Origin of the sequence: Apibacter muscae (genome assembly GCF_007845635.1) — a bacterium.
In the GTDB taxonomy this organism is placed as follows: Bacteria; Bacteroidota; Bacteroidia; order Flavobacteriales; family Weeksellaceae; genus Apibacter; species Apibacter muscae.
In genome coordinates, this window is record NZ_SELG01000032.1 from 176,240 (window position 1) to 189,662 (window position 13,423).

Annotated in this window: 12 protein-coding genes; 7 read left to right on the forward strand and 5 right to left on the reverse strand. The window is 29.4% G+C overall.

What is annotated here, in order from left to right:
• Positions 1-21: 21 nt before the first annotated feature.
• Positions 22-1,260 carry a porin family protein gene (locus ETU08_RS05890; RefSeq protein ID WP_146262097.1) on the reverse strand — a complete coding sequence of 413 codons (1,239 nt, stop codon included), beginning with the start codon at positions 1,258-1,260 and terminating at the stop codon, positions 22-24.
• Positions 1,261-1,751: 491 nt separating this feature from the next.
• Between ETU08_RS05890 and ETU08_RS05895 the strand changes: the two genes are divergently transcribed.
• Complete coding sequence (locus tag ETU08_RS05895) at positions 1,752-2,696, forward strand: 3-oxoacyl-ACP synthase III family protein (RefSeq protein WP_146262098.1); 945 nt, start codon at positions 1,752-1,754, stop codon at positions 2,694-2,696.
• Positions 2,697-2,977: 281 nt separating this feature from the next.
• Positions 2,978-3,979: a hypothetical protein gene (locus ETU08_RS05900; protein WP_146262099.1), complete on the forward strand. Its 1,002-nt coding sequence runs from the start codon at positions 2,978-2,980 to the stop codon at positions 3,977-3,979.
• 7 nt (positions 3,980-3,986) lie between these two features.
• On the opposite strand, the gene ETU08_RS05905 is transcribed toward ETU08_RS05900, so the two are convergent.
• Positions 3,987-4,532 (reverse strand): hypothetical protein, encoded by a 546-nt coding sequence (locus ETU08_RS05905; RefSeq protein ID WP_146262100.1) that lies wholly within the window; start codon positions 4,530-4,532, stop codon positions 3,987-3,989.
• Between the two features lie 117 nt (positions 4,533-4,649).
• On the opposite strand from ETU08_RS05905, the gene ETU08_RS05910 reads away from it, so the two are divergent.
• Positions 4,650-6,170 carry a lipopolysaccharide biosynthesis protein gene (locus tag ETU08_RS05910; RefSeq protein ID WP_146262101.1) on the forward strand — a complete coding sequence of 507 codons (1,521 nt, stop codon included), beginning with the start codon at positions 4,650-4,652 and terminating at the stop codon, positions 6,168-6,170.
• Here ETU08_RS05910 and ETU08_RS05915 read toward each other — a convergent pair.
• Together ETU08_RS05915 and ETU08_RS05920 are read right to left on the reverse strand one after the other, a co-directional pair.
• A complete protein-coding gene (locus ETU08_RS05915; protein ID WP_146262102.1) occupies positions 6,167-6,892 on the reverse strand; it encodes a DUF4184 family protein in 726 nt (241 codons plus the stop codon). The two genes, ETU08_RS05910 and ETU08_RS05915, sit on opposite strands and share 4 nt — an antisense overlap.
• Before the next feature lie 2 nt (positions 6,893-6,894).
• Positions 6,895-7,959, reverse strand: coding sequence for a 2Fe-2S iron-sulfur cluster-binding protein (locus tag ETU08_RS05920; protein ID WP_146262103.1), 1,065 nt, complete (start codon positions 7,957-7,959; stop codon positions 6,895-6,897).
• A gap of 97 nt (positions 7,960-8,056) precedes the next feature.
• Between ETU08_RS05920 and ETU08_RS05925 the strand changes: the two genes are divergently transcribed.
• Positions 8,057-8,950: a magnesium transporter CorA family protein gene (locus ETU08_RS05925; RefSeq protein ID WP_146262104.1), complete on the forward strand. Its 894-nt coding sequence runs from the start codon at positions 8,057-8,059 to the stop codon at positions 8,948-8,950.
• 10 nt (positions 8,951-8,960) lie between these two features.
• Here the strand turns inward: ETU08_RS05925 and ETU08_RS05930 are convergent, their stop codons facing one another.
• On the reverse strand, positions 8,961-9,404 hold the full coding sequence (locus ETU08_RS05930; protein WP_146262105.1) for a type I restriction enzyme HsdR N-terminal domain-containing protein: 444 nt from the start codon (positions 9,402-9,404) through the stop codon (positions 8,961-8,963).
• Positions 9,405-9,415: 11 nt separating this feature from the next.
• Between ETU08_RS05930 and holA the strand changes: the two genes are divergently transcribed.
• The 3 genes from holA (at position 9,416) to ETU08_RS05945 (ending at position 13,375) form a co-directional block, all read left to right on the forward strand.
• Positions 9,416-10,426: a DNA polymerase III subunit delta gene (gene holA / locus ETU08_RS05935; protein ID WP_146262106.1), complete on the forward strand. Its 1,011-nt coding sequence runs from the start codon at positions 9,416-9,418 to the stop codon at positions 10,424-10,426.
• 295 nt (positions 10,427-10,721) lie between these two features.
• Positions 10,722-11,726 carry a pyruvate dehydrogenase (acetyl-transferring) E1 component subunit alpha gene (pdhA, locus tag ETU08_RS05940; RefSeq protein WP_146262107.1) on the forward strand — a complete coding sequence of 335 codons (1,005 nt, stop codon included), beginning with the start codon at positions 10,722-10,724 and terminating at the stop codon, positions 11,724-11,726.
• 26 nt (positions 11,727-11,752) lie between these two features.
• Positions 11,753-13,375, forward strand: a complete 1,623-nt coding sequence (locus ETU08_RS05945; RefSeq protein WP_146262108.1) for a dihydrolipoyl dehydrogenase family protein — start codon at positions 11,753-11,755, stop codon at positions 13,373-13,375.
• Positions 13,376-13,423: the final 48 nt, after the last annotated feature.

Here is a 13,423-nt window from a genome sequence, read left to right on the forward strand (position 1 = left end):
TTTTTGCTTATTTTTTAAATTTTAAAAACTACATTCTAAAAATAAATAGATTGTATTAATATTTATGTCTTTTTGATTTTGATTTGCATTTTTTAGAGTTCTTAACATATAAGCTGGTGCAATTTTAATATTCTTAATAAGCTTATATTCAATTCCAAACATTGCTAAATTGTAATGTCCTGCAAAAGCCCCGTTTTCCCCATAAATATCGTATCCACTAAATGATTTTGAAGATTCTGTGTTTTTTACTTGATCGTATCTGGCAATTAGTTTAAATTTTTCATTTAATTTACCATTAATAAAAATAGAATAACCGTATTTATTCAAATCGTCCTTACCGTCGTTAAACGTTTCAGCAAATTCAACACCTCCTGATATGAATTTATTTTTATAACCGGCTAAAAATGACATAAACATTTTATCTTTAAGGTGGTTATCTTCACCTGTCTTTATACTAAATAAGGGTTTGAATTCAAAGTTTTTTGTAATTTGTAATGGCACTGACAATGTATATAAAAAAGAACCATTTTTAGAAATTGTTTTATACCCCTCCCCATTCATGATCGACGCTTCAACAGAGATCAATTTATTAAATCTATAATTTCCAGCGATACCTATATCCGTTCCTTTGTCCATTTTACTATCTACAGCCAACCCTTTGGATATATATCTATTGCCCCAATATTTTAAGTAACCGGTATTTTCAAGTGTTGTGAACATTCCGCCCATTATGTAATACTTATTCTCTTTATCTTGGTATTTAATATATGCATTTTTTAAAACTGGATTTTTTAAACTTGCTGTATTAGATTTTCCTGTCTGTGCTAAAATTCCTTCAGGTGCGGCATCGATCATTACTCTTGCAGATAATTCTTGCGTCATTTGATAATCATAGCCTAAATAAGCTCTTGAAATATCAATTCCTTGTCTCCTATCTCCTGCATGGGTAAGATTATTAGCATAATCCATAAAAATTCTAGCAAAAACTTTCCCCTTATTTATATAAACCGGTCCTTTTTTTAATTCTTGCTCAGGAGATGTTTGAGATGATTTATCCACATTGGCAGGAACTTGTGTTCGATAAAGTTGTTCTTTCAACATTCTCATTTCTTCTTGTAAATCCTGAATTTGTTTCTGTTGGTTTTCAAGTTGTTTTTGTGGATTACTAGATTCTTGATCTACAACTTGCGATTCCAAATGGATTGGTAAAAGCATTGATAAAAAAACACATAAGCTAAGTAGTAATTTTTTTTTTTTCATATATTTTAATTCACGTCTATTTTTTCATAAATTAATTATAAAATTCAAATTATAAAATTCAATTTTTTTAATTATTTAAAATCATATTTAACAATAACAAAGTTAATATTTTAACTAATTCATTTTCCAAAGGTGATTAATATCAGAATTTCGTACTTATCATATCTATTAATATTTTTTTTTAAGTATTTTTTAATATAAAAACAACAATTTCCATTGTTGTTAAAAATATCTTCAATACATTTACAATGTAAAATCATAGTTAATATATTAAGTGTAAAAACATAGTGTATTGGCGTATTTTTTAAGCCTTACATATAGTATTCCTGAATATTATTATAAGTCTAATTCATTAAGTTACATTAATATTTATTCTTCTTCAAATATTTAATAATATGATGTAAAGTTTAAAATATAGATAAATAATTTAATTATTATCTTCGCAACTATTTTTTCACAACACTATATCTTAATATTTAAAGGCATAAATCATGTTTATAAACTCTACTGGATATTACATACCTGAGAAAAGAATAGATAATCAATATCTAGCTCAAATAAATGATTCTACAGAGGATTGGTACGTTAAAAGGACTGGAATTATAACTAGAGCTAGGGCTAATGAAGGTGAAACGGTTAACTATATGTGCATTGAAGCTGTAAAATCGGCGATTAAAAATTTACCTTATGATATTCATGAAGTGGATTTAATAATTTTTGGTTCTTACACACCCTCTGACACTATAAGTACAACGGCACATGTTATACAAAAAGAATTTAATATAGATAAAGCTAAAGCTTTCTATATCTCCTCTGCTTGCTCTTCAGCTGTAAACGGAATGGAAATTATAAAATCATTTTTTGAAACAAATATCTCTAAAAGGGCCTTATTAGTTTGTGCTGATCAAAATTCTCAGTATTCAAACGATCATGATAGAGAATCTGGACACTTATGGGGCGATGCCGCGGTAGCTTTATTTTTCTCTAATGAAAAAATTACCTCTAATGATTCCAAGGTAATTGATGTTATAACTAGAGGATTAGGAAATGTAGGCAAAGGCCCGGATGGAATTACTCTAAATCCTAAAGTTGGTATACAAATGCTTTATGGCAAAGATGTATTTACTAATGCTTGTACTTATATGAGTGAATTTACTAAATATATTGTTAAAAAAAACAATTATACCATTGATGACTTATCTTATTTCATTGGCCACCAAGCCAACAAAAGAATTATCTCGTTTGTTTGTAATGAATTAGGTATATGTGAATCTAAATCTTTAACCAATATTGAAACCTTGGGCAACACTGGATGCGCTAGTGCCCCATTGGTACTCGCCCAAAATTATGATAATTTTAAAAGTAACGATCTAATCTGTTTATCTGTATTTGGCGGAGGTTATTCTTCAGGTACTTGTTTAATTAGAAAAGGTTAATTATTTAAAATTCAATCTCATAGATTATTTGGTAGTATACTTATAATAAATACATAGATATGTATAATTAATGATGGATATTTAAATATTCCATCATTTTTTTTAATAGTATCGTATTTATTTCTTCACTCTTTCTTAACCAATCTCTAGACTTGTTTTACATACTTTTACACTATTAAAATTAATTTAAAATTCTTAATTATTTATCAATTTTATTAAGAATAACAAGAAATTTTCACTAAAAAACAAGAAAAAAAAACAATTCTAAACCAGAAATTTTTATGAAAAAAAAGATTTTAAACCTAACTTCATTACTTTTTATCATTTATTGCCTAATTCCATTAAATTTATTCTCTCAAGAGAATAATGATTTTAAACCTAGTGGAAATGTAATCTTACGTACTTTCTTTGATTACCATACAGATTTTCACGATCATAGAGGTTTTGATATAACAAGAGCCTACATAGGGTACAATTATAAATTCACTCCAACTTTACAAGCGAGAGTTATTGTAGATGGTGCATCAGGCAAAAACTCTTCCAATCAATTGGTTCCTTTCTTAAAAAATGCCTATGTAAATTGGAACTACAAAAATTGGGATGTTAATGCTGGATTAATTAACTCGCTAATTAATCCAACACAGGAAAAATATTTTGGACTTAGATATGTTATCGAAAATATAGCTACTTTGAATAAAATTGGACAAAGTGCTGATCTAGGTATTAATGCTACTTATAAGTTTAACAAAATTGTTTCTGTAGATGCTAGTATTACCAACGGAGAAGGATATAAAGATATTGAAATGGATAATACTATGAGATATGCTTTGGGTACAAATATTAAACCTGTTAAAAATTTATTAATTAGAGGATACGTTGACTATTACAATAAACCTTCTGATACTGTAAACCTTAATAGCAAAAAAGATTTAATGACTATGAATGTTTTTGTAGGATACGACAACTCTAAATTAGCCGTAGGAGCTGAATACATTCAGCAGTTTAACAATAAATTTATTAAAGAAAATGATTTTCAAGGTTATTCCGTTTTTTCTACGATAAAAATTGCTCCTAAGTGGAAACCATTTATCCGTTACGATTATATGAAATCTACATCCATCAATGATAAACCTTGGAATAAAACGGATGGTAGTCTGGCTATTTTAGGTATTGAATATCAACCTACAAAACTTCTTAAATTTGCAGCCAATTTCAGAAACTATAACTACATCAAAAAAGATGCGGAACAATTTATATATTTAAATGCAGAATTCAACTTGTAATAATTTCCTATATAATTTTCTTAAAAGCTGCCTCTATTTCATTATGAATTAGAGGCATATATTTATTTATATTTATAAGCTCGTGTACATCATCCAAATCCAAAGTCTTAAAATCATCTCCAAATACTATTTTATAATACTTATTATTCAAAGTTTGATCATTTTTAGAAATAATTAAGTGTAAATTTTTATTCATAATAGAATCAGAGGTAGCCTTAAATATTTTAGATTTTAATTCAGGTTGAATTCTACTTTGATCTATAATTTGATCTGCTGCAAAAACAGGGTTCGTCATTACATAATGCATGGATGGAAAGTGATTAACGATATGCCAAGCCAAATTTGCCCCCATACTATCCGCAAATATAATTTTCTCTCCTTCATCTTCCATTAAAACTTTAGATTTTTCAAGGATAAATTTAGCAATATCTAAATTTTCATCCCATTCCCAATAAATTGGTAAATATTCCTTAGAATTTTTATAATACTCTTTAATGGCTAAAAATTTCTTACCTGAGGTTTTATATCCATGAAGAAAATATATTTTTTTCATTTCTTTATAAGGTTTATCACAAACCTAATCAATTTCATTAAATTTGTTGATTATATTTAAAACTATTTTTATTAATCAAACAATAAAATTAATTTTAAGCTCCAAAATAAATCTATTTTGTATAAAAAATTATTTAGTCAAACCTTAATTTACGGATTAAGTAATGTATTGGTTAGAGTATTTCCTTTTGTTTTAACTCCCATGTTAGTTAAAGCATTTGGACCTTCAAAATATTCAGTTTATGCCGATTTTTATTCCGCTGCAGGAATTATATCTGTTCTTTTAACACACGGCATGGAAACAACTTTTTTTCGTTTTTTTCAAAAGTTTAAGGAAGACCGTTCTCAACAAAATATGGTCTATTTTACTTCTTTAACCTCAGTATTTATTGTTTCTTTAATTTTTTTGGGTTTTGGTTTACTTGCAAGGGTTCCCTTAGCAAATGTATTTAAACATCCAGATCAAGTTAATTTTCTCGTCTGGTTTCTTTTTATATTGGCTGCTGATGCAATGTCAGCTGTGCCGTTTGCAAAATTAAGAATAGAAAATAAGGCCTTACGATTTGCTTCACTTAAGATTATGAATTCTATAGTTATGTTTTTTTTAACCGTACTATTTATATTCGTAATTCCTAAACAAATTGAGAGTTATGGAATTGGATCGTCCATATTTTCAAAATTTTATAATCCTGAATATGGAATTGGTTATGCTTTTGTTGCCAATTTAATTGCTAGCATTGTTACATTTTTAGCGCTCACTCCCACAATGTTTAATGGTAAATATTCATTTAATATTCCACTTTGGAAAAAAATGTTGCTATATGCATGGCCGATTACTATTGCTGGCTTGGCAGGTATTATTAACGAAACGATGGATAGGCAATTTCTAAAATACTTATTACCGGAAGGAACGGCAGAAATAGAAATGGGGATATATAGTGCAGTATATAAAATTGCAACTTTTATAACCTTATTTAAGACTGCATATTTGTTGGGGGTTGAACCATTTTTCTTTTCACATGCCGGTGAAAAAAATTCTAAACAAACATATGCTTCATTAATGAAGTATTTTACTATTTTCAGCGCATTAATTCTCTTATTTTTAGTAGCTAATTTAGATTGGATTGGAAGATTATATATCCGCAATCCTGAATATTGGTCTGGACTTAAGGTGGTACCCATTTTACTAATAGGTTCAACATTTCTCGGTATATATCTAAATCTTTCCATTTGGTATAAACTTTCTGATAATACTCATTATGGTGCTATTATATCTGTAATTGGTGCGGGTATTACTATTATTTTTAATTGGATAGGTTTAAAATACACCAACTTAGGATATTGGGCTTGTGCTTACGCCACTTTTCTTTCTTATTTAGTTATGATGGTTATTTCTTATGTTTGGGGACAAAAAAATTATCCTATACCTTACAACCAAAGAAAGCTTATCTTCTATATAGGTGGTAGCTCGTTACTTAGTATTCTCTCTTTCTATACAAGCAATAGTATATTTGTTCATATAGTTTTAGGAAATTTTTTGTTTTTTATTTTCCTGTATTTTATGATTAAAATAGAACAAAGAGATATTAAAATAATTAAAGAAAAACTAAAAAATTTTAAAAGAAAGGGAAAAGGCTAAACATTATTTTTCCTAAATGTTTTGTAAATAAAATTGATCAATAGCAAGGCTAGGAAAAAGTTCATAATTGTAGTAACTATTATATTCCCAATCATCCATAGATGCATGTTATCGTAAAAACGAATCAACGTAAAACTCCCTGTGAAAAATACAACCCAAAACCAATATATCATAACATTATTAGTATAAACATTCAAATTACATACTACAGGCATTTTTTTTATGGAATAATAAATAAGCCATGCTCCAACTATTGAGCTTAAATGTTGCAAAATATTATAAATAGGTCTTTTAAAAATTGTTTCTTTCAAAATAGGAATTTTTTGTACAAAATATCCATACTCATGGGTAAAAGCATCCCAAAACAAATGGGAATAAACTCCTAATAATAGTGAATAAACTACAACGAAAAAATGTTTCTCTACATATTTATTCCAATTGAATTGTTTAAAAAAAATAAATCTTTTTCTAAAAAAATTAGGCAAATGATCAATAAAAGTATTGCGTATGCAATAATGATAAATATAGGTAAACAAAAATCCGATAGGTAAATCAAAATAATATACACCTAAAGCTGTATGTCCATGCTCTCCCACTATACGCATTCTTAGAAAGTATTCAAAATCTGGCATCATACTTCCAACAATTAATCCCGTACAAGAAAAAATTTTCAAATTCCTTAACGGCAAAACTATGGCCGGATGTGAAAATGTGAATGGCATATTTATAGCTCGTCCATGTTTATTTTTAATTTATTACTTTTAGGATAGGCAACACAGGTAAGAATTTTATGATTTTGTAAATCTTCATCCGTTAAAACTAAGTTTTCTCCTAAAACAACATCTCCGCCTTCTTTTGTGCATTGACATGTTCCACATACTCCACCTTTACAAGAATAAGGAGCATCAATACCCAAATCAAGCAAAGCATCTAAAAGAGTGCTTCCATTATTCAACCACTGAATTGATTTTGTTTCGCCTTCATAGGTGAAAATAACTTCCACCTCATCAACAGAAGACGATACAACCTCATCATCCATAAAAACTTTATCAACCGGTTCATACAATTCATAATGAATATTTTCTTTGGGTATGCCTTGTTTATAAACGGCATTGGCTAAAGTAACAGTCATACTGGTAGGTCCACATATCATAACTTTATCCACTTCATTCCAATCCACAATTTGGTTAATAATTAATTTTAATTTATTTTCATCTAATTGACCTTCATAAAATTTATCATTCACTTTTTGCTGTGAGTAAAAATAATGTACAAAAAAATTATCTGGATTTTTAGATCTAAGCAAATCCAAATCTTCTTTAAACATTACATCACTCTCTTCAGAGTTGCCATAAAATAAATAGAATTTTACATCCTTTTCTTTTTGTAGGGTATCTATAATTATACTTAAAATGGGTGTAATACCACTCCCAGAAGAAAAAGCTACCAATGTTCTTTTTTCATTAGGACGTGAGTCAATCCCGAAATTTCCTAAGGGTGCAGAAACTTGTAAATGCATTCCTTCTTTTATATGCTCATTTAAATAAGAAGATATGTACGGATTTTTAGTTTTTTTAATAGCTAATGTAATACATTCATTGTTAGGCGCATTGCAAATGGAATAATCTCTTTCCACTTTTTCACCATTTATAGAGAATTTCAAACACACAAATTGTCCAGGTTTCCATTTAAATACAGCCTTGAGCTCTTCAGGAATTTGTAAATCAATGGATTTACTGATAGATGTTAATGGTTTTACTTTTTTTACGGTTAATGGATAAAATTTCATATTATATTTACAAAGAATTAGTAAATATAATAAATTGTTTTCAGCAAAGTTGTTATTGCAATTTTGATAAGATTTTAGTATTAAATAAATTTAATATATGCCATCATCAAACGTTCAACAAACCCATTACGAGTGGATTGATTTACAAAACCCGAATAAAGACGAATTACAAGAAATTGCATTAAAATATAATCTAAATTACTATAATTTGGCTGATAGTCTAGAACCCAATCATTTACCTAAGTATGAATCTGGAGAAGATATAAACTTTTTAATTGTACGAATCGTTAATATAAATGCTAAAAAAGAAGCAAACATACAATCAATTACCAATAAAATAGCCATATTTTACAATGATAAAGTTATTATTACGGTTCACCGAGTTAAAATTGATTTTCTTTTAGATATTAAATTGAAGTTCGTAGATTCAAACAAAGCAAAAACTACCCTTGCAATAATTATAAAAATACTGTCAGAATGCCTTCAATCCTATAATCAAGCACTCTTAAGCACTATGAATAAATTAGAATCTTACGAGAATAATTTATTTGCAAGTAAGAATACTTCAGTCTCATTAAAAAACATTTACTCTTTAAAAAGAAAAACCAGTTTATGCTCTAAACTTCTCATACTTTCAGATAATGTTATCAGCGCCCTCAAGCCCAATAAAAGTGAAAAACCAGAATTTCAAGATTTAAAAGATCTCTATACAAAATTAACCACCCTGCATGAACAGGTTTCAGATGATTTAAATAACTTATTGAATTTGTACATATCCTTATCTTCTCAAAAAACCAATGAAATTATGAAAACTCTTACCGTTTTCTCTATCTTTTTTATGCCACTAACTTTCATTGCTGGTATTTATGGAATGAATTTTAGTTATATGCCTGAGCTTCAAAATCGATGGGGATATCCTATAATAATGATTGTTATGGTAGTAATTACCATTTTAATTTATTTCTGGTTAAAAAGAAAAAAGTGGTTGTAAAATATTCAGATTAATAGTTAAAATCTTTAATTAAACTATATACATTTTTATGACTATCGTAGTAGAAATATAAATGATTCAACCCATTAGTTAAAAGCAGATAAGGAGCTTTAATTTCCAAATTGTATCTTGCTGCTTGTTCAAATACTGCTTCACTTATAGAAATTTCTGGAGCCTTACATTCTACAAGTAAAAAGGGTTCCGTTTTTTTTAGTATTAAAAGATCCAGTCTTTTTACCTGATTATTTAATTGTATTCTTCTCTCAATTAAATAAGCAGATTTAGGTATTTTTTTTTCTTTTTGTAAATACTTAATCACATTTTGTCTAACCCACTCCTCAGGAGTTAGTATTAGCCATTTTTTTCTAACTTCGTCAAAAATATACCAAAGAGAACATTTCTCTTTAATTTGAAATTCATATTTTTCAGGAAAGTTTAATACCGAAAGCTCCATTGATTTCGCCTATGAAAGAATACAATAATTTGGTCAAAGATATTAAAAACAAAAAGTTTTTACCCATTTATTTTTTAGAAGGTGAAGAACCTTTTTATATAGATAAAATCAGCACATTATTAGAAGAAAATGTACTATACGAAGAAGAGAAGGCTTTCAACCAAACCATCGTTTATGGTACAGAAACTGATCTTGATTCTATTATCTCCTTAGCTAAACAGTTTCCAATGGGTGCAGAACGGCAATTAATAATTGTAAAAGAAGCGAAAGGACTGAACTTTGATAAATCTGAATCTTTTGAAAATTATATTAAAAACCCTCAATCATCCACCATATTGGTGATAAACTATAAGTACAAAGCCTTAGATAAAAGAAAATCTTTGACGAAACAACTAAACCAACGAGGCTATATTTTTTCATCAGATAAATTATACGATAACCAAGTCCCCGCTTGGATTGGTAGCCTTTGCCAATCATCAGGACTAGAAATAGATGAAAAATCTAAAGCTTTATTGGCTGAATTTCTAGGATCAGACTTATCAAGAATTGATAATGAAGTACAAAAATTAAAACTTATTCTTCGTGATTCGAAAAAAATTACTCCTGAGATCATTGAAAAAAATATAGGTATAAGTAAAGAATATAACAATTTTGAGTTAAGAAAAGCGATTGTTGAAAAAAATGCTACACAAGCTTATAAAATAATAGATTATTTTGAAAAAAATCCTAAAGCAAATCCTATAGTTCTAACATTTGGTACAATGATTAGTTTTTTTTCAAATTTATTAATCGTGCACAGCTTACCTGTGAAAACCCCACAAAATATTGCTAAAGAACTAAAAATTAATCCTTTTTTTGCAAATGAATATATAACAGCAATAAAAAACTATCCCTTAAAAAAAACTACTTTATGCATTTCCTACCTAAGGGATGCAGATATAAAATCCAAAGGAGTACAAGTATCCTCGCAAGCAACCACCAAAGATATCCTTATGGAAATGATATATAAAATCCTACATTGACTTTAAAAATTAAAATATTGAAATTATTTTAAGCAATTTAATAATACAATCATAATTATACACATATATAATTTAGAAATATACCTGATAGTTAAAAATCTATTATGTAAAATGTTACAAATTTTTAATTATGAAAAAAATTATTGATTAATCAATAATTTCTAAACTTATATATTAAATCATTAAGTATATGTAAGCTATAAATTCTATCAATAAACCCATCAAAACTTATAAAATCTTATTTTTGTTATTTCATAGGAATTAATGTAAATTTGTGGCACAATACAGAAAAAGGATGAAAGAATTTAACAAAGAGGTTTATCTCAAATGGTTTGAAGATATGACCAAATGGAGACGTTTTGAAGAAAAGGCACGTTCTCTTTATTTGAAAGATAAAATTAGAGGTTTTCTACATCTTTATAATGGACAAGAAGCAGTTGCAGCTGGGTTTACCCATGCTATGGATATAAAAAAAGATAAAGTAATAACTTCCTACCGTTGCCATGCACATGCCTTAGCTATGGGAGTATCTCCCGAAGCAGCTATGTCTGAACTTTGTGGTAAAGCTACTGGTACTTCTAAAGGATTGGGAGGCTCCATGCATCTTTTTAGCAAAGAGCACAATGTTTACGGAGGTCACGGAATTGTAGGTGGACACATTCCTTTAGGGGCTGGTATCGCTTTTGCAGATAAGTACTTTGATAGAGATGGAGTTACCATCTGTTACATGGGAGACGGTGCTGTTAGACAAGGAACCTTACATGAAACTTTCAATATGGCTATGAATTGGAAGCTACCAGTGGTATTTGTATGTGAAAACAATCAATACGCTATGGGTACTTCGGTTGAAAGAACTACCAACAACTTAGATATTTATCAACTAGGATTGGGTTATGAAATGCCTTGTGCTCCCGTAGACGGGATGAACCCCGAAATAGTTGCAGAAGCAGCTTACGAAGCTATTGAAAGAGCACGAAGAGGAGATGGACCTACTTTCCTTGAAGTTAGAACTTACAGATATAGAGGACATTCAATGTCTGACGCTGAACCTTACAGAACTAAACAGGAAGTTGAAGAGCATAAGAAAGAAGATCCGATCTTAATGGTTAAGCATAAAATTCTTTCAAACCAATGGGCTACCGAAGAGGAATTAGATTCTTTAGATAAGAGTATAAAAGATTACATGAACGAAGTAGGAAATTTTGCAGAAAATGCCCCTTATCCTGAACCTAATGTCATGTATGATTATATTTATTCAGAACCTAACTATCCTTTTTTAGATAAATTTGAAAATCAATAAATAATTAATCGAATCATAACCAAATTATGGCTGAAAAAATAACAATGCCCCGTCTAAGCGATACAATGACAGACGGAAAAGTTTCCAAATGGAACGTTAAAGTTGGAGATCCTGTTAAAGAAGGAGATGTTCTTGCTGAAATTGAAACGGACAAAGCAGTACAAGATTTTGAATATGATGGTGATGGAGGTGTACTTTTATACCAAGGGGTTAAAGAAGGGGAATCTTCGCCCGTGGATACACTATTAGCGATTATTGGACAAGAGGGTGAAGATATAAGTGGATTAATTGAAGGCGGTGTTTCTCAAACTTCAACTTCTAATACCACTGAAAAAAAAAATGAACCCCAAACACAAGAAACTTCTCAGCCGGCTGCTAGCATTCCTGAAGGGGTAGAGATAATTTCTATTCCTAGATTGAGTGATACTATGACTGAAGGTAAAGTTTCTAAATGGAATATAAATGTAGGAGATCAAGTTAATGAGGGTGATGTTATAGCAGAAATTGAAACTGATAAAGCCGTACAAGATTTTGAATATGATGGAAATGGTGGGACTTTACTTTATCAGGCTGTAAAAGAAGGAGATTCTGCTCCTATAGATTCACTTTTAGCCATTGTTGGTCCTCAAGGAACAGATGTAAGTGGGGTAATTAAAAATGGTGGATCAGTATCTGCATCTACTACTCCTAAAACATCGGAACAGCCCGAGAATAAAATTTTTCCTACTTCTTCTAACGAGAATAAAAACTCTATTTCGTCCGATAATAAGAGAATATTTGCTTCTCCTTTAGCTAAAAAAATCGCTAATGATAAAGGTATTGAACTCGCTCAGATACAAGGTAGTGGAGACAATGGTAGAATTACTCGTAAAGATGTTGAAAATTTTGTACCGGCAACTAGCAGTTCAACACCTAAAGTTTCTACCACTAAACCTTCCTCACCAGCCGTTACGTTACAAGTGACACCTGGAGTAGATACAGAAACCCCTAATTCTTCCATGAGAAATGCTATTGCAAAAAGCTTAAGCAATAGTTTATTTACAGCCCCTCACTATAATTTGGTGTTTGAAATTAATATGGACAATGCTATTCAAGCCAGAAAAGCAATTAATAGTCTTCCAGACACCAAAGTTTCATTTAATGATATGGTGATTAAATCTGTAGCAGTAGCTCTAAGAAAGCATCCACAAATTAATAGCTCATGGACTGATTCTAAAATTATACATCACGGAAATATTAACATTGGAGTAGCCGTAGCTGTAGAAGATGGTTTAGTGGTTCCAGTGATTAAGAATACTGACTATTTATCTCTTTCACAAATTTCTTCATCTGTGAAAGATTTAGCTGGAAGAGCTAGAGATAAAAAATTAAAAGCAAATGAAATGGATGGATCTACATTTACAATTTCTAACTTAGGAATGTTTGGAGTAGAATCTTTCAATTCTATTATTAATCAACCCAACTCTTGTATTCTTTCAGTAGGAGCTATTAATCAAAAACCAATTGTAAAAGATGATCAAATTGTTATAGGCAATACCATGAATATTTCTTTGGCTTGCGATCACCGAGTAGTTGATGGAGCAACCGGCGCTCAATTCCTACAAACTTTAAAATTATATTTAGAAAATCCAGTTTCTTTATTGGCTTAAATACCCAATTAAATAATTATACATTTAATTTTTATATATACACTTCAT

Bases quoted from the DNA above. Each gene is read 5' to 3' on its own strand.
- ETU08_RS05915 (WP_146262102.1), bottom strand. From the start codon at position 6,892: ATGCCATTCACATTTTCACATCCGGCCATAGTTTTGCCGTTAAGGAAT.
- ETU08_RS05890 (WP_146262097.1), bottom strand. From the start codon at position 1,260: ATGAAAAAAAAAAAATTACTACTTAGCTTATGTGTTTTTTTATCAATG.
- ETU08_RS05945 (WP_146262108.1), top strand. From the start codon at position 11,753: ATGGCTGAAAAAATAACAATGCCCCGTCTAAGCGATACAATGACAGAC.
- ETU08_RS05930 (WP_146262105.1), bottom strand. From the start codon at position 9,404: ATGGAGCTTTCGGTATTAAACTTTCCTGAAAAATATGAATTTCAAATT.
- pdhA (WP_146262107.1), top strand. From the start codon at position 10,722: ATGAAAGAATTTAACAAAGAGGTTTATCTCAAATGGTTTGAAGATATG.
- ETU08_RS05905 (WP_146262100.1), bottom strand. From the start codon at position 4,532: ATGAAAAAAATATATTTTCTTCATGGATATAAAACCTCAGGTAAGAAA.
- ETU08_RS05920 (WP_146262103.1), bottom strand. From the start codon at position 7,959: ATGAAATTTTATCCATTAACCGTAAAAAAAGTAAAACCATTAACATCT.
- ETU08_RS05895 (WP_146262098.1), top strand. From the start codon at position 1,752: ATGTTTATAAACTCTACTGGATATTACATACCTGAGAAAAGAATAGAT.
- ETU08_RS05925 (WP_146262104.1), top strand. From the start codon at position 8,057: ATGCCATCATCAAACGTTCAACAAACCCATTACGAGTGGATTGATTTA.
- holA (WP_146262106.1), top strand. From the start codon at position 9,416: ATGAAAGAATACAATAATTTGGTCAAAGATATTAAAAACAAAAAGTTT.
- ETU08_RS05900 (WP_146262099.1), top strand. From the start codon at position 2,978: ATGAAAAAAAAGATTTTAAACCTAACTTCATTACTTTTTATCATTTAT.